The organism is Phaeobacter italicus, assembly GCF_001258055.1.
Classification (GTDB): domain Bacteria; phylum Pseudomonadota; class Alphaproteobacteria; order Rhodobacterales; family Rhodobacteraceae; genus Phaeobacter; species Phaeobacter italicus.
On the sequence record NZ_CVRM01000031.1, the window covers coordinates 13,598 to 33,813 of the forward strand.

The 20,216-nt window shown below is 58.2% G+C and carries 17 protein-coding genes; 11 read left to right on the forward strand and 6 right to left on the reverse strand.

Annotation, left to right across the window (positions count from 1 at the left end; genetic code table 11):
* Window positions 1-655 precede the first annotated feature (655 nt).
* Genes NIT7645_RS11405 through NIT7645_RS11415 form a run of 3 tightly spaced genes read left to right on the forward strand, consistent with a single transcriptional unit; the run spans window position 656 to window position 5,445 of the window.
* Complete coding sequence (locus tag NIT7645_RS11405; RefSeq protein WP_008560796.1) at window positions 656-2,590, forward strand: PrkA family serine protein kinase; 1,935 nt, start codon at window positions 656-658, stop codon at window positions 2,588-2,590.
* A gap of 19 nt (window positions 2,591-2,609) precedes the next feature.
* Window positions 2,610-3,947, forward strand: coding sequence for a YeaH/YhbH family protein (locus tag NIT7645_RS11410; protein WP_037302589.1), 1,338 nt, complete (start codon window positions 2,610-2,612; stop codon window positions 3,945-3,947).
* Window positions 3,934-5,445 carry a SpoVR family protein gene (locus NIT7645_RS11415; protein ID WP_008560393.1) on the forward strand — a complete coding sequence of 504 codons (1,512 nt, stop codon included), beginning with the start codon at window positions 3,934-3,936 and terminating at the stop codon, window positions 5,443-5,445. The genes NIT7645_RS11410 and NIT7645_RS11415 overlap by 14 nt, the downstream gene beginning before the upstream one ends.
* A 24-nt stretch (window positions 5,446-5,469) precedes the next feature.
* On the opposite strand, the gene NIT7645_RS11420 is transcribed toward NIT7645_RS11415, so the two are convergent.
* Both NIT7645_RS11420 and NIT7645_RS11425 read right to left on the reverse strand, forming a co-directional pair.
* The gene (locus NIT7645_RS11420) at window positions 5,470-6,135 is read right to left on the reverse strand and encodes a GntR family transcriptional regulator (protein ID WP_008558927.1); all 666 of its coding nucleotides are present in this window, start codon (window positions 6,133-6,135) and stop codon (window positions 5,470-5,472) included.
* Between the two features lie 142 nt (window positions 6,136-6,277).
* Window positions 6,278-7,393, reverse strand: a complete 1,116-nt coding sequence (locus NIT7645_RS11425) for an S-(hydroxymethyl)glutathione dehydrogenase/class III alcohol dehydrogenase (protein WP_244998242.1) — start codon at window positions 7,391-7,393, stop codon at window positions 6,278-6,280.
* Between the two features lie 286 nt (window positions 7,394-7,679).
* Between NIT7645_RS11425 and NIT7645_RS11430 the strand changes: the two genes are divergently transcribed.
* Together NIT7645_RS11430 and cueR are read left to right on the forward strand one after the other, a co-directional pair.
* Complete coding sequence (locus tag NIT7645_RS11430; RefSeq protein ID WP_008561327.1) at window positions 7,680-10,202, forward strand: heavy metal translocating P-type ATPase; 2,523 nt, start codon at window positions 7,680-7,682, stop codon at window positions 10,200-10,202.
* Window positions 10,199-10,603, forward strand: a complete 405-nt coding sequence (gene cueR / locus NIT7645_RS11435) for a Cu(I)-responsive transcriptional regulator (RefSeq protein ID WP_008562345.1) — start codon at window positions 10,199-10,201, stop codon at window positions 10,601-10,603. The genes NIT7645_RS11430 and cueR overlap by 4 nt, the downstream gene beginning before the upstream one ends.
* Before the next feature lie 240 nt (window positions 10,604-10,843).
* Here cueR and NIT7645_RS11440 read toward each other — a convergent pair whose 3' ends face one another.
* From NIT7645_RS11440 to pcaC, 4 genes are read right to left on the reverse strand one after another with little or no spacing between them, the layout of a single operon-like run.
* Window positions 10,844-11,674: a 3-oxoadipate:acetyl-CoA acetyltransferase gene (locus NIT7645_RS11440; protein WP_008562057.1), complete on the reverse strand. Its 831-nt coding sequence runs from the start codon at window positions 11,672-11,674 to the stop codon at window positions 10,844-10,846.
* 10 nt (window positions 11,675-11,684) lie between these two features.
* Entirely contained in the window at window positions 11,685-12,365 is a 681-nt protein-coding gene (gene pcaG, locus NIT7645_RS11445) for a protocatechuate 3,4-dioxygenase subunit alpha (protein WP_008562857.1), read from the reverse strand.
* The gene (gene pcaH / locus NIT7645_RS11450) at window positions 12,365-13,099 is read right to left on the reverse strand and encodes a protocatechuate 3,4-dioxygenase subunit beta (RefSeq protein ID WP_008560505.1); all 735 of its coding nucleotides are present in this window, start codon (window positions 13,097-13,099) and stop codon (window positions 12,365-12,367) included. The genes pcaG and pcaH overlap by 1 nt, the downstream gene beginning before the upstream one ends.
* A complete protein-coding gene (gene pcaC, locus NIT7645_RS11455; RefSeq protein ID WP_008560652.1) occupies window positions 13,077-13,484 on the reverse strand; it encodes a 4-carboxymuconolactone decarboxylase in 408 nt (135 codons plus the stop codon). Before pcaC ends, pcaH begins: the two co-directional genes overlap by 23 nt.
* An 86-nt stretch (window positions 13,485-13,570) precedes the next feature.
* On the opposite strand from pcaC, the gene pcaQ reads away from it, so the two are divergent.
* The 6 genes from pcaQ to NIT7645_RS11485 all read left to right on the forward strand — a co-directional run bounded on the left by pcaQ (window position 13,571) and on the right by NIT7645_RS11485 (window position 20,193).
* Window positions 13,571-14,488, forward strand: a complete 918-nt coding sequence (pcaQ, locus tag NIT7645_RS11460; RefSeq protein WP_008562040.1) for a pca operon transcription factor PcaQ — start codon at window positions 13,571-13,573, stop codon at window positions 14,486-14,488.
* Window positions 14,489-14,693: 205 nt separating this feature from the next.
* A complete protein-coding gene (locus NIT7645_RS11465; protein ID WP_037302588.1) occupies window positions 14,694-15,569 on the forward strand; it encodes a branched-chain amino acid ABC transporter permease in 876 nt (291 codons plus the stop codon).
* Window positions 15,570-15,573: 4 nt separating this feature from the next.
* Entirely contained in the window at window positions 15,574-16,659 is a 1,086-nt protein-coding gene (locus NIT7645_RS11470; protein ID WP_050687171.1) for a branched-chain amino acid ABC transporter permease, read from the forward strand.
* A complete protein-coding gene (locus tag NIT7645_RS11475; protein WP_008560039.1) occupies window positions 16,656-17,423 on the forward strand; it encodes an ABC transporter ATP-binding protein in 768 nt (255 codons plus the stop codon). Before NIT7645_RS11470 ends, NIT7645_RS11475 begins: the two co-directional genes overlap by 4 nt.
* On the forward strand, window positions 17,423-18,196 hold the full coding sequence (locus tag NIT7645_RS11480; RefSeq protein WP_037302991.1) for an ABC transporter ATP-binding protein: 774 nt from the start codon (window positions 17,423-17,425) through the stop codon (window positions 18,194-18,196). Before NIT7645_RS11475 ends, NIT7645_RS11480 begins: the two co-directional genes overlap by 1 nt.
* An 80-nt stretch (window positions 18,197-18,276) precedes the next feature.
* A complete protein-coding gene (locus tag NIT7645_RS11485; protein ID WP_050687174.1) occupies window positions 18,277-20,193 on the forward strand; it encodes an AMP-dependent synthetase/ligase in 1,917 nt (638 codons plus the stop codon).
* Window positions 20,194-20,216: the final 23 nt, after the last annotated feature.

Consider the following 20,216-nt stretch of genomic DNA (forward strand, 5'->3'; position numbering starts at 1 on the left):
GGAGCGCTTGGGTGCCTGTTATGTTTGCTCAACTCGACCGTCTTCGCGGCCATATTGCTGCCATAATGGGGCTGGGCTTATGATCTTGTCTAGGTTCTGTTGTCGCGGTTTTTCCTGAAAACGCGCAGGTGTGGCTAATTTGTATTCAATTTTAGTGCTTGTTTATTGTGCGCTTTTCGATGGGGCTGCTGCGGCGAGGGGCGTTAACGAATTTCTTGCGCTGCGTTTACGATTCGCATGGCGGTGAAATGCTTGTGTTTTATGGCCGAAACCCGCAAAAGCAGCGCTTTTCGTCCGGGTTAAAGCCCCACATTTGAGCAGCGGACGTCACGGTGAAATCGCTGATGTGTGAACAAGTGTTCTATTAAAACCTACTGGCAATTAACCAAAAACACACCAGTTTCAGATAGGATGAAGACCCAAATTGGTGTAGAGTTGAACGTAAGTAGACGACGCCGAAACCCAGGCCCCAGCCGGAATGTCACCGATCAGAGTGACCCGCTGGTCTTGTCTCCGCCGGTCTCGGCGCCGAGCAGAATTCAGACGAATAATTTGACGCGGACACCCTTGGCCCTCGCGCTGGGCTCCCTCTGTCCGTGTGCAAACTTGAACCCCAGGAGGAATGGCGCGCAGTAAGCTAGGAGGCTAGAGCCAGATGAAAGACATTGCCGAAATATTTGCCGAACAATACGGCGAGACGCGCGAGCAAGAGATGTCACTGCAGGAGTATCTGAACGCCTGCCGTGAGGATCCGGGCATGTACGCCAATGTTGCCGAGCGGATGCTCAAGGCGATCGGGGACGAGGAGCTGGTCGATACCTCAAAGGACTCGCGTCTTGGCCCCATCTTTCAGAACCGAACCATCAAGCGATATGCCGCCTTCAAGGACTTTTACGGAATGGAAGACACGATCGAACGGATCGTGGGCTATTTCCGTCATGCCGCGCAGGGGTTGGAAGAACGCAAGCAGATCCTCTATCTCCTTGGGCCGGTCGGGGGCGGTAAATCCTCTCTTGCGGAGCGATTGAAGCGTCTGGTCGAGGATCAGCCGATCTACGTGCTCAAGGCCGGAAATCAGCTGTCTCCCATTTTCGAGAGCCCGCTGGGCCTGTTTGATCCGGTGCGCATGGGCAAGCTGCTGCAGGATGAATACGGCATTGCGCAGCATCGCCTGCCGGGCCTGATGTCACCTTGGGCGGTTCAGCGGCTGGATGAATTCGATGGTGACATCAACAGGTTTTCGGTTGTTCGCATGTATCCATCGCGCTTGCGCCGCATCTGCGTCGCCAAGGTTGAGCCGGGTGACGAGAACAACCAGGATATTTCCACTTTGGTGGGCAAGGTCGACATCCGCCAGCTGGAACATTTCAGCCAGGACAACCCGGATGCCTATTCCTTCTCTGGTGGCTTGAACCGCGCGACCCAGGGCATTCTTGAGTTTGTCGAAATGTTCAAGGCGCCGATCAAGATGCTGCACCCGTTGCTGACAGCAACGCAGGAAGGCAACTACATGGGGACAGAGAGCTTTGGCGCGATCCCCTTCACCGGGCTTATCCTGGCCCACTCCAATGAATCCGAGTGGCAGCAGTTCAAGAACAACAAGAACAACGAGGCGTTCATTGACCGTGTTTCGATTGTCAAAGTTCCCTACTGCCTGCGGGTGACAGAAGAGGCTAAGATCTATGACAAACTGATTGAGCATAGTGAACTGGCGAACGCCCCTTGCGCGCCCGAAACGCTGAAGATCCTGTCCCGCTTTTCTGTTCTGACACGGCTCAAGCCGCACGAGAACTCAAACCTCTATTCCAAACTGCGCGTCTATGATGGTGAGAGCCTGAAAGACACCGACCCCAAGGCAAAGACCGTGCAGGAATATCAGGACCGCGCGGGTGTGGATGAGGGGATGAATGGGATATCGACCCGGTTCGCCTTTAAGGTTCTGTCGAGTACATTCAATTTCGATACCGATGAGGTCGCCGCCGATCCGGTCCATTTGATGTACGTGCTGGAGCAGATGATCAAACGGGAACAGTTCCCGGCCGAGACCGAGGCAAAATATCTCGCCTTCATCAAGACAGAGCTCGCGCCGCGCTATGAGGAGTTCATCGGCAACGAAATTCAGAAAGCCTACCTCGAGAGCTATACTGAATACGGCCAGAACGTCTTTGACCGCTATATCGCCTATGCTGACGCCTGGATCGAAGAACAGGACTATAAAGATCCCGATACCGGCCAGCTTTACGACCGCGAGGTTCTGGACGCCGAGCTGAGCAAGATTGAAAAGCCGGTGGGCATCGCAAACCCCAAGGACTTCCGCAACGAGGTTGTCAAATTTGCTCTGCGTCACCGGGCAAATACCGGGGCCAATCCAGCCTGGAATTCCTACGAGAAGCTGCGAGATGTGATTGAAAAACACATGTTCAGCCAGGTCGAAGAGCTGCTGCCGGTGATTTCCTTTGGTTCAAAAAAGGACAGCAAAACCGAAGGCAAACACCAGGAGTTCGTCGAACGTATGCGCAGCCACGGCTACACCGACCGGCAGGTTCGCAGGCTGGTGGAATGGTACATGCGTGTGAACAAGGCGGGCTAACAACAAAGGTGGGAGGCTGATGCATCACTTCATTGACAGGCGCGCCAACCCCAAGGGGAAAAGTTTGGGGAACCGGCAACGGTTCCTCGAACGCGCCCGCGACAGCATCAAGGAACGCGTAGATCGTTCCGTCCGGGAAAAATCAATCAAGGATGGCGGTGGGATCCCCGCAGAGGGGGAAAAGGTCACGATCCCCTCGCGAGGGTTGAAGGAACCTCGCTTTCACCACTCTTCCAAGGGGGGGCGCCGACGCCATGTGTTGCCCGGCAACAAGGATTTTGTTGTTGGTGACACATTGAAACGCCCCCAAGGCGGGGCCGGGGAGGGAGGCAAGAAGGCCTCTGAGGACGGAGACGGGTCAGACGAGTTTTCCTTTACTCTGACGCGGGACGAATATCTCGAGATCCTGTTTGACGGTCTGGAGCTTCCGGATCTTGTCGAGAAGGCGACGGTAGAAACCGAAACCATTGGCACGCGCCGCGCTGGGCTCACCACTGCGGGCACGCCCAATAACCTCAACCTCGTGCGCACAATGCGCAATTCCTTGGGGCGTCGGATCGCGTTGCAGCGCCCCTCGGCCAAGAGCATTTCCGATTTGGAACAGCAGATCAACGAACTGGAGGAGATCGAGGCCCGCACTCCGGATCAGGACGCGCAACTGGCGGAACTGCGGCAGAGGCTGGAGGTGCTGGAACGCAAGCGCAGGGTGGTCGGCTACATCGATCCGCTGGATCTGCGCTACGACACATATGTGCCGGAAAAGATCCGCAACTCTCGCGCTGTGGTCTTTTGCCTGATGGATGTGTCGGGATCCATGCAAGAGCGGGAAAAGGACCTTGCGAAACGCTTTTTTCTGTTGCTGCACCTGTTCCTGACACGCAGCTATGAACACACCGAGCTGGTTTTCGTGCGCCACACTCACCACGCGCAAGAGGTGGACGAAGAAACCTTCTTTTACGCGCGGGAAACTGGCGGCACGATCGTGTCGACAGCCCTGGAGAAGATGAAGGAGATCATAGCTGAGCGCTATCCACCGGATGAATGGAACATCTATGGGGCGCAGGCCTCGGACGGTGAAAACTTTGGCAATGACTCCATCCGATGCAAAACGCTCCTGCTGGAGGATCTTTTGCCGGTCTGTCAGTTCTACGCTTATGTCGAGATCGTCGACGAAAACGCAGACATGTTGCTGAACAATCCAGAGGTCGGAGAGGATCTCTGGCAGAACTTCCGTGAAGTCAAAGCGCAGGCTGCTCATTTTGAGATGCAGCGGGTGTCACAGCCATCACACATCTATCCGATCTTCAGGGAGTTTTTCCTCCCCAAGGCGCAAGGGGGCCAGCATGCAGGCAGCTGACACAGCGGCCATGCCGCTCTTTACGGGTCCGGAATGGACATTTGAACTGTTGGAGGTGGCGCGGGATGCGATCGAAGAGATCGCATTGGGTGATCTTGGACTGGATGTGTACCCCAACCAGATTGAAATCATCTCGGCCGAGCAGATGCTGGATGCATATTCCTGTGTCGGCCTGCCGCTGATGTATCAGCATTGGTCCTTCGGCAAGCATTTTGCCCGGGACGAGGCCCTGTATCGAACGGGTCGCCAGGGCTTGGCCTATGAAATCGTCATCAACTCCAACCCTTGCATCAGCTACAACATGGAAGAAAACACCATGGCGATGCAGACGCTGGTGATGGCGCATGCGGCCTTTGGTCATAACCACTTTTTCAAGAACAACTACCTGTTCCAGCAGTGGACCGATGCGGCAGGTATCCATGACTACTTGGCCTTCGCCAAGAACTACATCGCGGCCTGCGAAGAACGCTATGGGCTGACTGCGGTAGAAGAGGTGCTGGATGCCGCCCATGCGCTGCAGGCACAAGGGGTGTTTCGCTATGGCCGCCCCCCAAAACCCACCATTGCCGAGCGTGAGGCGATGCAACGGGTGCGCGAGGGTCATCAAACAGGGATGAGCATTCTGGAATTATGGACAGATGCAACGCTTGGGCGGAACCGCGAGGAAGATGCGGATTTCGATCCGGAAGCGAGCAGCAGGCGCAAACAGATGAACCTGCCGCAGGAAAATCTGCTCTACTTTTTGGAAAAACACAGCCCGGTTCTGGAGCCTTGGCAATGCGAGATCCTGCGCATCGTGCGGATGCTGGCGCAATATCTCTATCCGCAGAAACAGACCAAGGTGATGAACGAGGGCTGCGCAACCTTTGTGCACTACTACATCATCAACAAGCTGTTCGAGCAGGGCCGTCTGACCGAAGGCGCCTACATGGAGATGATGCACAGTCACACCAATGTTGTGCTGCAGCCCGAGTTCGACGACCCCCGGTATTCTGGCATAAACCCCTATGCCCTGGGTTTTGCCATGATGCAGGATATCCGGCGTATCTGCAAAAACCCGACAGAAGAGGACCGCGAATGGTTCCCCGACTTTGCAGGTGACCCGGACTGGCGGCGTGTTCTGCGCGATGCCTGGGCCAATTATCGGGATGAGAGTTTCATTCAGCAATTCCTGTCACCGCATCTCATCCGCAAGTTCAAGCTGTTCACCCTGGCTGATGATGCAGAACAGTCGCATCTGATCGTCAGCCAGATCCACAACAAAAGCGGCTATCGCGCTGTGCGGCGGGATTTGGCGCGATCATACGATCTGGCCTATTTAGAGCCTGATATTCAGGTCACGGATGCCGATTTGAAGGGCGACAGGGAGTTGAAGCTGACCCACACGGTGCGCGATGGCATCCATCTGGCAGAGGAGGACAAGGATGAGGTTCTCAAGCATCTGCGCAGGCTTTGGGGTTATGACGTCAGCCTGAATGCGGTCGATCAGGACAGCTAGATTGCCCCGCATTGCCGGATGGGCTTAGGCGGGATCTGATCGCAGCTGCTGCTCGAGAGAGGCCTTGGCACCCAGGATGTGCTGGGCTGTCAACGTGGCAGCGCGGTCTGCGTCACCCTCCTGGCAGGCTTGCAGGATTGCGCGATGCTCCTGGTCTGTCCGGGACATCCCATCGCTCATCACAAGTTGAGCGCGTAGATATCGGTCGATCCGATCCATCGAGGCTTCGACGATTTCCACGTGATAGGGCAGGCCGCTGACGCTGTAGAGCGTGGCGTGAAAATCACGGTTGATGCGGCCCCAACGCATCGGATCGCGACAGCGCAGAAAGGCATCCAGATGCGCTTCGGCTGTTTGCAGAACCTCGGCGGTCATCTGAGGCACCGCTGCACGGACTATGTCGGCTTCCAGTTTCGCGCGCAGATCAAATATCTCTGCTGCGTCCTGCATCGACAGGGTGGCAACGACAGCGCCCTTGTAGCGCTGAACTGTGACAAGCCCCTGCTGTTCGAGGCGGGCGATGGCTTCGCGGACGGGATAGCGAGAGGTCTTAAAGGCCTTGGCAATGTCATCCTGGCGCAGCGGTGTGCCGTCTTTCAGCTCACCCTCGATGATCGCCTTGCGGAGCGCGCGAAAGATGATCGTCGCGGCTGTTTCCGTTTTGGAGATATCAACGGCCTGAAACTTCAAACCCGGGTTCCTTTTCCACAGCAGGGCAATGGGCCCAGTATGCCGCTGTCATCAAGCTGCTGCCAGCGGGATGTAGCCTTTGTGAAAACAAAAACGCAGGCCGTTTGCGACCTGCGTTTCTGTGTCAGCCATGAAGCGGAAATCAGAATTCCACGACGGCGCGGATCGACTTGCCTTCATGCATCAGCTCGAAACCCTCGTTGATCTGATCCAGGGACAACTTGTGGGTGATCATCGGGTCGATCTCGATTTTGCCATCCATGTACCAGTCCACGATCTTGGGCACATCTGTCCGGCCAGACGCGCCACCAAAGGCAGTACCGCGCCAGGAACGACCGGTCACCAGCTGGAACGGGCGGGTAGAGATTTCGGCACCTGCAGGCGCCACGCCGATGATGATGGATTCACCCCAGCCCTTGTGTGCCGCTTCCAGAGCGGTGCGCATGACATTGACGTTGCCGGTGGCATCAAAGGTATAGTCTGCGCCACCGCCGGTCAGTTCGACCAGATGAGCAACCAGATCGCCCTCAACCTCTGCCGGGTTCACGAAGTCGGTCATGCCAAAGTGCTTGGCCATCTCGACCTTGCCGGGGTTGAGGTCAACACCGACGATCTGATCCGCACCTGCCAGACGCAGGCCCTGGATCACGTTCAGACCGATGCCACCCAGACCAAAGACGATCGCGCGGGAGCCAATCTCGACCTTTGCTGTGTTGATGACCGCGCCGATGCCGGTGGTCACGCCGCAACCGATGTAGCAGATCTTGTCAAAGGGCGCGTCCTTGCGCACCTTTGCCAGCGCGATTTCCGGCACCACGGTGTGGTTGGCAAAGGTGGAGCAGCCCATGTAGTGGTGGATGGGGGTGCCATCCAGCATGGAGAACCGGGTGGAGCCGTCAGGCAGCAGGCCCTGACCCTGGGTGGAGCGGATTGCCTGGCAGAGGTTGGTTTTCGGGTTCAGGCAGTATTCGCACTCGCGGCACTCAGGCGTGTAGAGTGGAATAACGTGATCGCCGACTTCAAGCGTGGTGACGCCTTCACCGACCTCGACAACCACACCTGCGCCCTCATGGCCCAGAATGGCAGGAAAGATGCCTTCGGGGTCATCCCCGGAACGGGTGAATTCGTCAGTATGGCACAGGCCGGTTGCCTTGATTTCAACCAGGACTTCACCCTTCTTCGGGCCTTCCAGATTGACCTCCATCACCTCAAGCGGTTTCCCGGGGGCAACGGCCACAGCGGCACGGGTACGGATCATGGCGAAATTCCTTTGTTTGTCTGGGCGTCAGGCGCCAGTTGTATTTCCGCGGCATATTGGCAGACGGAGAGGGGGGCGTAAACCAACCTGCTGCGTGCTATCCCGAATTTATCGATGTCGTCTGCTGTCGCCTTTTAGGAATGCGACAGCGGGTCTGTCGTTCCCGTCATTTTGCGTCGCAGCTGGCGGGGGACAAAAGAGGTGCGAAGGGTCTTGACCTTCCCCTGACTGGAACCTCCATATCCAGCACATCGATGAAAAACCGCCACCCGAAGGAAGGCGAAAGATGCACGCAAAAAGCAACGAGACCGAACTGAGCCTCGAGGTCACTGGCCTCAATTGTGCAGGGTGCGCAGGCCGTGCAGAGCGCGCGCTGGCGGGTGTCGAGGGCGTAACAGAGGCCTCAGTCAACCTTGCAAACAGTGCCGCTGTCGTAAGCGGTAAAGCAGATCTGGATGTCATGGCTTTGCGCGATGCGTTGGCGCAAGCAGGCTACCCTGCGGGAGAAGGGGAAGTTGATCTGGATATCGACCACCTGACCTGCGCCAGCTGCGTTGGTCGGGTCGAACGCGCGTTGTCTGCAGTTCCAGGTGTGGTGTCCGCCGAGGTCAACCTGGCGCAGGAGCAGGCCCATGTGCGGTATCTGAGCGGCGCAGTTCGAATTGAAGATCTGCTAAAGGCAAGCGACAGCGCAGGATACCCAGCGCATCGCCGGGGATCTGCCGAGGATGATACCGCTGCTCGGGAGGCCGAGAAGGCAGACGAGATCACGGCCTTGGGCCGACAGGTCTTGCTTGCGGCCGTCCTGACGCTGCCGGTGTTTGTGATCGAGATGGGCGGGCACATGATTCCGGCGCTCCATCACTGGGTGGCGCGCACAATCGGCACCGGCAACAGCCATATCCTGCAGTTTGTTCTGACGACACTTGTTCTGTTTGGTCCTGGCATGCGGTTCTATCGTCTGGGGTTGCCAGCGTTGCTGCGTGGGGCGCCGGACATGAATGCGTTGGTCGCGCTGGGGACGGCGGCGGCCTATGGGTTCTCTGTTGTCTCTACATTTGCGCCGGGATTGCTCCCTGCAGGGACGGCGAATGTCTACTACGAGGCTGCCGCCGTTATCGTGACACTGATCTTGCTTGGCCGCTGGTTGGAGGCGCGTGCGAAGGGACGCACCGGTGCGGCAATCAAGGCGCTTGTCGGTCTGCAGCCAAAAGTGGCCTTGGTCGTGACCGGAACAAGTACCGAAGAGCGTGCGGTATCGGATCTGAAGGAAGGCGATCATCTGCGTGCCCGACCGGGAGAGCGCATCGCTGTGGATGGGGTCGTCCTGTCGGGGCAGTCTTTTGTTGACGAGAGCATGATCAGCGGCGAGCCGGTTCCGATTGAGAAATCCGAAGGTGCTGAGTTGAGTGCAGGCACGATCAACGGTTCGGCCGTGTTGGATTATCGTGCGACCCATGTTGGCGCAGATACTCTCTTGGCTCAGATCATCCGCATGGTGGAGCAGGCGCAGGGGGCGAAACTTCCGGTGCAGGCACTGGTGGATCGGATCACGCTTTGGTTTGTACCCGCAGTTATCGTGACTGCTTTGTTGACCTTTGCCGTCTGGCTGTTGGCTGGGCCCGCGCCTGCGTTGCCCTTTGCCATTGTGGCTGCTGTGTCCGTGCTGATTATTGCCTGCCCTTGCGCCATGGGTCTCGCGACGCCGACGTCCATCATGGTGGGGATTGGCAGGGCAGCACAGATGGGGGTGCTGTTTCGCAAAGGGGATGCGCTGCAGCGCCTGCAGGAGGCACGGGTGGTCGCGTTGGACAAGACCGGCACCCTGACGGAGGGACGCCCATCCCTGACGCTGATGCGCTGCGTGGACGGAAGGGACCGGGCCGAGGTGTTGCCGCTGGTTGCCGCAGCCGAGGCACAGTCCGAACACCCCATTGCCCGCGCTATTGTCGCGGCGGTGGAAGGGGAACTGCCAGAGGCAGAGTCCGTAGAGGCTATCCCCGGTTTCGGATTGCGGGCCAAGGTGGCCGGTCAGGACGTGTTGGTCGGTGCAAAGCGCCTGATGGAGCAGGAGGGGATCGATGTGTCGCCCTTCCTTGAGGAGGCCGAGACGCTGGCTGGCAGGGGCGCAACAGTGCTTTTCGCAGCAATTGACGGGGCTTCTGCAGCGTTGATCGCGGTGACCGATCCGGTAAAGGCAGGCAGCCGTGCCGCTGTTGCCGCAATGCAGGCGCAGGGGCTGAAGGTGGCCATGTTGACCGGTGATGGCCAGGCCACGGCCAAGGCCATTGCCGCGGATCTGGGCATCGACATCGTGGAGGCCAACTGCCTGCCAGCAGATAAGGTCCAGGCCATTCAGCGACTGCAGGGCGAACATGGTACACTGGCATTCGTCGGTGATGGCATCAATGACGCGCCTGCGCTGGCGGCTGCGGATGTGGGCCTGGCGATCGGCACCGGTACAGATGTGGCGATAGAAGCCGCGGATGTTGTGTTGGTGTCTGGTGATTTGCGTGGCGTGGTAAATGCATTCACCGTCAGCCGCGCAACCCTGCGCAATATTCGCCAGAACCTTGGCTGGGCCTTTGGCTATAACATTCTTCTTGTGCCGGTCGCGGCGGGGGTGCTGGTCCCATTTGGTGGCCCACTTTTGTCTCCGGGCCTTGCGGCAGGGGCGATGGCTTTGTCGAGTGTCTTTGTGCTGAGCAATGCGCTGCGCTTGCGACGGCTGAAATCGGGCATAAATGAACAAAAGTCAGACGGGGCGTTCACCGGCTCCGGCGAACTGGAACGAAAGGCGCGCGCATGAATATTGGAGACGTCGCAACCCGCTCGGGTCTGCCAGCCAAAACCATCCGCTACTACGAAGATATCGGCCTCATCAAACCGCGTCGGAGCGAGAATGGCTATCGTCATTTCGCCGAGAGCGATCTGCACAAGCTGGCATTCCTGGGCCGGGCGCGGGCGCTGGGCTTTACCATCGAGGATTGTCGGACCCTGATGGCGCTTTACGAGGATGAGAGCCGCGCAAGCGCAGACGTGAAACAACTGGCGCAGGAACACTTGGACAAGATCAGCGCCAAGATCGCAGATCTTCAGGCGATGCACGGCACCTTATCAGAGCTGGTCCAGTGCTGTGCGGGCGACAACAGGCCAGACTGCCCGATCCTGCGGGATCTGTCCCAACCAGCGGACGACGCACGCGACTGATCCTGCCGATCTGGCCGAACAGCGGTGAATTCAAGGCGCCTTGGAATGCGGAGAGTTAAACGCGCTCCGCATTCACACCATCTGGCAGGCTTTGGGAGGAGGAGATCCGCCGGATAGGCTACAGCAGCCGAGGGAGGAGCGGCTCATGCTGCGAATGCGTCGCGCGCCTCTGACAGATGGGGTACTGCCTGCCCCCTTGCAAGCGAGGGGGACAGGATGACGCAGCTTACCCCTGCAGTCTTATGCCGGGCGCAGTTGCAGGATCTCGCGGGCCTCGGCACAGGTGGCGACAGGGCGTTCGTATTTCTCACACAAGGCCACCGTGCGCTCGACCAGAGCGGCATTTGACGGAGCAAGCGTATTGCGATCTAGGCGCAGGTTGTCCTCCAACCCGGTCCTTGTGTGGCCGCCTGCGGCAATCGCCCATTCATTCACAAGGATCTGCCCAGGCCCGATGCCAGCCGCGCACCACTGCGCATCGGGTGCAAGGCGCTCCATCGTCTTGACGTAATAGTCGAACACATCCCGGTCTACGGGCATGGCGTTTTTCACGCCCATGACGAACTGCACATACAGCGGTTTTTGCAGCCGACCATCATTGGACATCGCAACGGCCTGATGGATATGGGAGAGGTCAAAGGCCTCGATTTCAGGTTTGACGTCATGGGTCTGCATTTCCGAAGCAAGCCAATCAACCAGATCCGGTGGGTTCTCGTAGACGCGGGTGGGAAAGTTGTTGGATCCCACCGACAGCGATGCCATGTCCGGACGAAGAGAGAGCATCCCCCCACGTTCACGACCTGCGCCGGACCTGCCGCCGGTGGAAAGCTGCACGATCATGCCGGGGCAGTGTTTTTGTATGCCTTCCATCAGCTGTTGAAAACGCTCCGGGTCGGAGGTGGGTGTTTCGTCCTCTTGGCGGACGTGGCAGTGCGCAATGCTGGCGCCAGCTTCAAATGCTGCGTGGGTGCTCTCGACCTGTTCTGCGATGCTGATGGGCACGGCAGGGTTATGGGCCTTTCGCGGCACTGAGCCAGTGATGGCCACGCAGATGATACAGGGCTGTGTCATTGGTCGCTCCTCAGATGTCAAAGAACACGGTTTCGCCCGGCCCTTGCAGGTGAATGTCGAATTGATAAACCCGCGGGTTCTGGGCGCTCCCGGTCCCGGAAACGGGCTGGGCCAGCAGTGTCGCCCGGCGGTCAGTCTGTTCGATGAGGTTCAAAACCGGATCGGAGGCATTGGCGTCGGGTTCGTCTGCGAAATAAAGCCGCGTGTTCAGGCCGACGTTGATACCACGTGCAACGATCCACAGGTTGATATGTGGCGCCATTGATCGACCGTTCCGCCCGGCAACACCCCCTGGTTTGATTGTGTCAAAGGACCAGCTGCCGCTTTCGAAGTTGGAAATCACCCGGCCCCAGCCACGAAATCCGTTTTCTGTGCTCTCCGGCCCGCCGTCACCTGTGCCTGGGGTTTCAGGATGGGGGTAAAGACCCGCGGCATTGGCTTGCCAGACTTCAATCAGCACATCCCGGACCGGTGCACCGGTGCCATCAAACACTCGGCCCTCAACGCGGATCCGGTCGCCTGCTGCATTGGGCCCGGCGATATCCTGCCCCAGTTCGGTGTCGTAGATCTGAAATCCGGCATCCCCTGGCGCAAGGCCGATGTGGACGTAGGGGCCGGCCGTTTGCGAGGGCGTTTCCTTGAGCGGGGTCAGGGACTGCTGCAGGAAGTGCGGTCTATATGGCAGCGTCATCAATTTCCCTCCATCCGGTTTTCAAACAAGGTCGAGCGTCTGCCGCGCAGCACGATGTCGAACCGGTATGCGATCATGTCCAGAGGCAATGTTTCGTTGATGTCGAGACGGGCAATGAGCTGTTGAACCGCAGCTGGATCCGGAATCGTGTTCACGATCGGGCAGCGCGCGATTAACGGATCGCCTTCGAAATAGAGCTGTGTAATCAACCGCTGAGCGAAGGCGTGGCCAAAGACCGAAACATGGATATGCGCAGGGCGCCAGTCGTTCAGCCCGTTGCGCCAGGGATAGGCTCCTGGCTTGATCGTGCGAAAGGCATAGGCCCCTTGATCGTCGGTCAAGGTACGTCCGCAGCCGCCAAAATTAGGGTCTAACGCGCCTATATAGCCGTCTTTCTTGTGTCGATAGCGCCCCGACGCATTGGCCTGCCAGATTTCAACCAGCGTATTGGGCACCGGGCGGGCGTTTTCATCAAGAACACGACCGTGCAGCAAGATGCGCTCTCCGATTGGGTTTTCGCCGGGGCGGGCGAAATTGCTCAGTAGGTCATTGTCGCCGACTGCGATGTCATTTTGCCCGAAGGTCGGACCGGTGATTTCGCTGGCGGTGTTTTCCAGGCTCAGCAGAGGAAGCCGTGGGGATCGACTGACAGAGGTTTTGTAGTCTGGCGCGTAGGCCGGCGGATGCCAGCGCCGGTCGCGGGCGTAGTAATCAGTCGGTTTGGGTCGTGTCATCGCTGTCTCCGGTAGCCATATCGGCCAGGGTTTCCTTGGCAAGCTTCAATGCCCTATTGGCGCGGGGCACACCTGCATAGATCGCCACATGTTGGAACACTTCGGCAATGTCCTGCGGGGTCGCCCCAGTGTTTGCCGTGGCGCGGATGTGCATCGGGATTTCGTCAAAATTGCCAGTGGCAGCGAGCAGAGCCAGCGTCAGCATGGAGCGTTCTCGACGCGAAATGGCGTCGGATGCCCAAACGGTACCCCAGGCTGTTTCGGTGATGAGCTGCTGGAACGGGGCATCTAACGGCGTCTTGGCGGCCTCGGCGCGGGCGACATGGTCGTCTCCCAAAACCTGGCGGCGGACCTCCATGCCTGCGTCATACTGCGGGTTGCGCATGGTAATCTCCTTTGAGTATGACTTATTTCATACCATAAATGGTCTGTATAATCCCTCATTCTGGATGTAATTATATTGTTTTCGATATGCTTCTCTCGTCACAGCTGAAACTGCGCCATCTTGAGGTCTTTGTGGAGGTTGCCCGCCGCAAGAGCGTGACGCAAGCTGCGGAGCGGTTGGGTATGACACAACCAGCCGTTACCCGCGCGCTGAGAGAGTTGGAGGCAATCTGCAACAAGCCGCTGGTGGAAAAGGATGGCCGCGGGATCCGCTTGTCTGCGTATGGTGAGATGTTTCGCGACTATGCCGGGCGCAGCCTCGCGCTGACGCGGGATGGCGTGAAAATGCTGCGTGCGCTGGACGAGGCCGAAGGACCAAAGGTGGCGATCGGCGCGCTACCGACGGTATCGGCGACGGTCGTCCCAAAGGCGCTGGCTGCCATCTGGGAACAAGGTGGACGCAACAGGTTTTCGGTTTTGACCGGCGACAATCAGCACCTCTTGGATCTTTTGCGCAGGGGGCAGCTGGACGTGGTGGTTGGGCGGCTTCCTGCACCGGAAAATATGGTAGGCCTCGATTTCGATCCGCTGTTTTACGAAACCGTGACGGTGGTGGTTGCACCGGATCATCCCCTGACGACAGTATCCAAGGCACAGTTGCCGCAAGCGCTCTTTGGCGAATTTCCGGTTTTGATCCCGGCTGAGGCGTCAATCATCCGCCCCGCAGTGGAGCGACTTTTTCTGGAACATGGAATACAGATGCCGATGACGGCCATCGAGACGGTCTCGTCCACGTTCGGGCGCCGATTTACGCTGGATCATCAGGCGGTCTGGGTCATCAGCCATGGTGTCGTGGCCCAGGATCTTGCGGACGGGCATCTGGTGCGTTTGCCGCTTGATACTGGCGGAACCCGTGGGCCGGTTGGGTTGTGCTTGCGGACTGAACATCAGCTCAGTCCGGCGGCCGCGCGGTTTTGTGCAACGCTCAAGGATCAATGCGGCTGACCGCTTTCTCACAGTCGCGCATGATAGGCGGCGGGCCAAATTCTGGTAGCCTGTTTTTGTGCGGTTGACGCTGGGTCTTGCGGATTGACAGGTGAAAAACATCCTCTCTACTCTGGGTTTAGCCGCAGGACGGTCCGGGTTTGAGGAGGCCTGGGACCGAAAAAACTGCGTGAGAGCGCCCTGAATTGGGGCGGGGGAGGACAGTTTGGACGGAGTGCAACTGCTGGTCAGTGGCCTCGCGAATGGCTGCGTATACGGCCTGATCGCGCTTGGGTTTGTGCTGATCTACAAGGCGACCGAAGCAGTCAATTTCGCGCAGGGCGATTTCATGATGCTGGGTGCGTTTGTGACACTCGGCTTGACCAATGCCGAATATCTGCATTTGCCATTCTGGATTGCCGCGCCTTTGGCGATCTTGATCATGGCGTTTTTTGGCTACCTGCTGGACCTTCTGATCCTGCGTCATCTGTTCGGCCAGAGCCAAACCGCTGTTGTCATTCTCACCATCGCGCTGGGGTTTGTTATTCGCTTCGTTGCCGGGGTCATCTGGGGCCATGAGCCGCAGACCTTGGAAAGCCCGCTGGCTTTTGGTGATGTCTCGTTGGGAGGCGTTGTACTGGGTATGGCGGATGTGGCGGTTATCGTGGTCACGGTCCTGCTGACTTGGTCGTTGTACCAGTTCTTCCAGCGCACAAAGCTGGGGTTGGCGATGCAGGCTGCCAGTCAAAACCAGATGGCTGCCTATTTCATGGGGATCCCGGTTAAACGGGTGCAGGGGCTGATTTGGGGTCTTTCGGGTGCGACAGCTGCCGTTGCAGGAATCCTCTTTGCATCAAAGGGCGCAATCGACCCTAATGCGGGGCTTTTGGGGATCAAAGCCTTTGCTGCGGCAGTGATTGGTGGTTTTGGCTCTTTGCCGGGGGCGTTGGCCGGTGGGTTGATTGTCGGCGTGATCGAACCTTTTGCCGCGCGCTATCTGGCAGCGGGGTATTCGCAGATTGCACCCTATGCGCTGTTGCTCGCGGTTCTGGTGTTCCGCCCTCATGGGCTGTTCAGCCAGGTCCGGACCAAGAAGGTGTGATGCGATGCGGATTCAGTTCAAGACAAGCTATGATCATGACATCCGCCTCTTTCCCGACCGCCACAGTCTGATCGTCTACGGAGCCCTGATCCTGCTGGCGCTGGTGTTGCCGTTTTTGATCAACGAGTTCTATATCGGAGAGGTCACAAACGTTCTGATCTGGGCCATTGCGGGTCTGGGGCTGATGTTGCTGACTGGACAGACCGGTCAAGCCAGCCTTGGTCATGCCGCGTTTCTGGCGATTGGCTGTTATACCAACACGATCCTGATAGAGCAGGGTCTGCCCTTTCTGTTGGCCTTTCCGCTGGCGGGGGTGATCACGGGGGTCGTTGGGGCGATCATCGCCATCCCAGCGCTGCGGTTGCATGGGATTTATCTGGCCATCGCAACTATCGCCCTGTCCATCCTCGCAGATGACATCATCGTCCTGCTGGAGCCTTGGACCGGCGGCGTATCCGGGAAGTTCCCGGATGTGATCCGGGTGTTCGGCATGGAGATCGAGCGCTGGACCATGCCGGTGCGGTTTTACTATCTGGTCTTGGCTGTGGCCGTGATGTGCACCCTGTTCTATCGGAATATTCTGCGCTCTCCGCTGGGTCGGGCCTTTGACGCGGTGCGCGACAGTGAAGTCAGCGCAACAGCAATGGGCGTTCATATCGCGCGCACGAAGGCAACGGCATTTGGGCTCAGCTGTATGATCACCGGATGGGCGGGCGCGTTGATGGGTTACTATGCGGGCGCCTTCAACAACGAGACGTTTTCGCTGGTGATCTCGATCACCTTGCTGATGATGATCGTGATCGGTGGGCTGGGTTCGATCCATGGAGCCTTTTTCGGTGCGGTGGTTGTCGCCTTCCTGCCGCAGGGCCTGTCAATCCTGAAGGACAGTGTTCTGGGCAGCGGTGTGGCGATCCCCGGCTTGGAAACCGGGGTTTTCGGGATGATCCTGATCCTGTTCATCCTGTTCGAACCGATGGGGCTTTATGGCAGGTGGTTGAAGATCCGCATCTGGTTTGAGCTGTTCCCCTTTGCCCGCAAGGACATGTTCCGCAGGCAAAAATCTTACCTCAAGACGGAGCGGCTGAGATGAGTCTTCTCAAGGTGGAAAACGCGACGCTGAAGTTCGGCGGTGTGGTCGCCGTCAACGACCTGAGCTTTTCTGTGAACGAGGGCGAGGTTTATGCCATCGTGGGTCCGAATGGTGCGGGAAAGTCGACGGTTTTCAACCTGGTCTCGCGGTTCTACCAGCCATATGCCGGGCGTTTTTCCTTTGATGGGCAGGATCTGCTGAGCTGCAAGCCGGATGAGGTGGCAGATCTTGGTATTGCGCGGACCTTCCAGAACATTGAACTGTTCGACCACGCGACGGTGTTGCAGAATTTGTTGGTTGGGCGCCACCGCCATCGGCGCACCACCCTGATTGAAGAGTTGTTTTTCGCGCCGCGCGTCCGCCAGGAAGAACGTCACCACCGGGCTGCCGTCGAAGAGGTGATCGATTTTCTCGACCTCCAGCCCTATCGCGACAAGATGATTGCGGGTCTACCCTATGGGGTGCGCAAGGTGGTGGAGCTGGGCCGTGCGCTGGCGTCCGGTCCCCGGTTGCTTTTGCTGGATGAACCCGCGTCCGGCCTGTCGGTCGAGGAGACCCAGGACATGCGCTGGTGGATAGATGATATCCGCAAGCAGATGGGCATTACCGTTTTGATGGTCGAGCATGACATGGGGCTGGTGTCCGGGGTTTCTGACCGGGTGCTTGCGCTGGCCGATGGCGCCAAGCTGGCAGAGGGCACACCAGCAGAGGTGCAATCTGACCCCGCCGTGATCGAGGCCTACCTTGGGGCGGGGGCGGCATGATGGGGGCGCCTTTGCTCGAAGTTCGCAATCTGGAGAGCTTTTACGGCCCCATCATGGCGATCCGGGGTGTTTCTCTGAGTGTTGAGGAGGGCCAGATCGTCACGGTTCTGGGGGCAAACGGGGCTGGGAAGTCCACCTTGCTCAAGACCATTTCCGGGATAATGGACCCCGAAAAGGGCAGCGTGTCTTTTGATGGGGCCGAAATCCAGGGGGAGGAGCCACATCGGATTGTGAGCCGGGGCATTGTGCATGTGCCAGAGGGACGCGAGGTATTTCCCCTGTTGAGTGTGGATGAAAACCTGTCTCTCGGCGCCTATACGCGCAAGGATCGCAGCGCGATCGAGCGGGATCGCGAGATGGTGTTCGAGTACTTCCCAATTCTCGCGGAGCGACGCCACCAAGAGGCCGGAACCCTTTCAGGGGGACAACAACAGATGCTTGCGATTGGCCGCGGTCTGATGCTGAGGCCGCGTATCATGTTGCTGGATGAACCAAGCTTGGGGCTGTCGCCCCTGTTGGTGCAGGAGATCTTTGCCATCCTTGGTCGACTGAACCGCGAGGAAGGCGTGACCATGATGCTGGTAGAGCAAAACGCCCGGATCGCATTGGAACTGGCGCATGTCGGTTATGTCATGGAGATCGGCAGGATCGTGATGAATGGCGATGCAGATCGGTTGATGCAGAGCGAGGATATCAAGGCCTTTTATCTGGGTCAGCAGGAGGCAGGCCAGCGCAGCGAAAAGCGCTGGAAGCGGAAGAAAACATGGAGATAGCCCCACGTTAGAGCCTGTATTTTGGCGACGTGGTTCAGGAGTGGCAGAAAAGAGTTGCACATATGACGAGCCGAACACCGATGCAGACACGGGCGCAGGACCGGGCGCAACCGACAGGGGCGGACATAGGCTCCCCCCAGGTGGAGCTGAACGGTGTCAGCTACAATGCAACCCCAGGTCAGCGACCGATACTGGTGGATGGCTGCGACACTATTCCCAAACTGTTTTCTGTCCGCTGCCAGCAGATGTCTGACCGCACGGCCCACCGCGAAAAGGACATGGGCATCTGGAAGAGCTATTCCTGGCGGGATTACTGGGACCACGCAGAGAAGATTGGTCTGGGCCTTATGTCTCTTGGGTTGCAACGGGGCGAGGTTGTTTCCATCCTGAGCGAGGACCGCAAGGAATGGCTCTATCTTGATATGGGCATCCAGGGAGCTGGCGGCATTGCCTCTGGTGTTTACACCACAGATTCAGCGCAGCAGTTGGCCTATCTTATCAACGACAGCGGCAGCCGGTTCCTGATTGTCGAAAACGATGAACAGCTGGACAAGTTTCTGGAGATCGAAGCCGACGTTCCAGACCTGAGGCATGTGATTATTCTAGACCGCGACGGTCTGCACGATCTGCAACACGAGAAATGCCGTTTCCTTGATCAGCTTTATGATCAGGGGGCAGCATACCGCGTGGCCAATCCCGATGCCTTTGAGATTGCAGTTGCACAGTCGCGCCCGGATCAAACGGCCTTGCTTATCTATACATCAGGCACGACGGGTCAGCCCAAGGGGGCCATGCTGTCGCATGAGAATATCCTTGCGACCATGGAATCCGGTGCCAGATCGCTTGAGTGTCTCAGATCGGACGAACAGCTGTGTTTCCTGCCGCTCTGTCATATTCTGGAGCGCAACGTCTCCGTTTATTTGCCGATGGCGGCGGGCAGTACGGTGAATTTTGCAGAAAGCCCTGAAACGGTGTTTGAAAACATGCAGGAGGTTTCTCCAGCAACGTTCTTTGCCGTGCCACGGGTCTGGGAAAAGGTCTATTCCCGCGTGCTGGTCCTGGCGCAAGAGGCCACAGCGCTTGGGCGATGGGCTTTTTCAAGGGCGGTCGCAGCGGGAGAAGCGCGCGCAGGCTATCTGCTGTCGGGGCGCCCGGTTCCGAAGTCGATCGCGCTGCGCTACTGGATCTGGGACCATCTGGTCCTGCGCAATCTGCGACGTATGCTGGGGCTTGATCGGCTGCGGCGGGGCGGGACAGGGGCCGCTCCGATTTCGCCTGATCTTCTTCGCTGGTATTGGTCTGTCGGTGTGCCGTTGATCGAGGGCTACGGCATGACCGAGAACGCAGGCCTTACATCGGTCAATCAGGTCGACGCGCACAAACCGGGCACTGTCGGGCAGGCTGTTCCCGGCGTCACCATCCGCATTGCAGATGATGGGGAAATCCAGCTTTGGGGATGCAACAACTTTCAGGGGTATTGGGGCAAGCCTGACAAAACGGCAGAGACATTTACCGCGGATGGCTGGTTGCGGACCGGTGATGTGGGGGAATTGGATGACGATGGCTTCCTGCGGATTACCGGCCGGATCAAGGACATCATCATCACTGCGGGAGGAAAGAACATCACCCCGGCGGAGATCGAGAGCCGCCTGAAATTCAGCCACTACATCGCGGATGCCGTCGTGATCGGAGACCAACGCAAATATCTGACATGCCTGATCATGATCGATCAGGAAAACGTCGAGAAATTTGCCCAGGATCGCAAAATCCCGTTTAGTGACTTTGCCTCCCTTTGCGCCGCGGACCCTGTGGTGGAACTGATCCGCGCGGAGGTGGAGGCGGTAAACCGGGATTTTGCGCGGGTAGAGCAAATCAAGGACTTCCGCCTGATCAATGTGCTGCTCACCGCTGAAGATGATGAATTAACCGCGACCATGAAGCTGAAACGCGGGTTGGTGGAGAAGAAACATAAGAATTTGATCGACCAGATGTACTGACCCGCGGAGGCGGGCAATAGGGA

What these genes read in the sequence shown, in the direction of transcription:
- NIT7645_RS11440 (WP_008562057.1), bottom strand. Translation starts at nt 11,674, where the DNA reads ATGACACAGCCCTGTATCATCTGCGTGGCCATCACTGGCTCAGTGCCG.
- NIT7645_RS11425 (WP_244998242.1), bottom strand. Translation starts at nt 7,393, where the DNA reads ATGATCCGTACCCGTGCCGCTGTGGCCGTTGCCCCCGGGAAACCGCTT.
- NIT7645_RS11485 (WP_050687174.1), top strand. Translation starts at nt 18,277, where the DNA reads ATGCAGACACGGGCGCAGGACCGGGCGCAACCGACAGGGGCGGACATA.
- NIT7645_RS11405 (WP_008560796.1), top strand. Translation starts at nt 656, where the DNA reads ATGAAAGACATTGCCGAAATATTTGCCGAACAATACGGCGAGACGCGC.
- pcaQ (WP_008562040.1), top strand. Translation starts at nt 13,571, where the DNA reads ATGCTTCTCTCGTCACAGCTGAAACTGCGCCATCTTGAGGTCTTTGTG.
- pcaG (WP_008562857.1), bottom strand. Translation starts at nt 12,365, where the DNA reads ATGACGCTGCCATATAGACCGCACTTCCTGCAGCAGTCCCTGACCCCG.
- NIT7645_RS11475 (WP_008560039.1), top strand. Translation starts at nt 16,656, where the DNA reads ATGAGTCTTCTCAAGGTGGAAAACGCGACGCTGAAGTTCGGCGGTGTG.
- NIT7645_RS11430 (WP_008561327.1), top strand. Translation starts at nt 7,680, where the DNA reads ATGCACGCAAAAAGCAACGAGACCGAACTGAGCCTCGAGGTCACTGGC.
- pcaC (WP_008560652.1), bottom strand. Translation starts at nt 13,484, where the DNA reads ATGCGCAACCCGCAGTATGACGCAGGCATGGAGGTCCGCCGCCAGGTT.
- cueR (WP_008562345.1), top strand. Translation starts at nt 10,199, where the DNA reads ATGAATATTGGAGACGTCGCAACCCGCTCGGGTCTGCCAGCCAAAACC.
- NIT7645_RS11470 (WP_050687171.1), top strand. Translation starts at nt 15,574, where the DNA reads ATGCGGATTCAGTTCAAGACAAGCTATGATCATGACATCCGCCTCTTT.
- NIT7645_RS11480 (WP_037302991.1), top strand. Translation starts at nt 17,423, where the DNA reads ATGGGGGCGCCTTTGCTCGAAGTTCGCAATCTGGAGAGCTTTTACGGC.
- pcaH (WP_008560505.1), bottom strand. Translation starts at nt 13,099, where the DNA reads ATGACACGACCCAAACCGACTGATTACTACGCCCGCGACCGGCGCTGG.
- NIT7645_RS11415 (WP_008560393.1), top strand. Translation starts at nt 3,934, where the DNA reads ATGCAGGCAGCTGACACAGCGGCCATGCCGCTCTTTACGGGTCCGGAA.
- NIT7645_RS11410 (WP_037302589.1), top strand. Translation starts at nt 2,610, where the DNA reads ATGCATCACTTCATTGACAGGCGCGCCAACCCCAAGGGGAAAAGTTTG.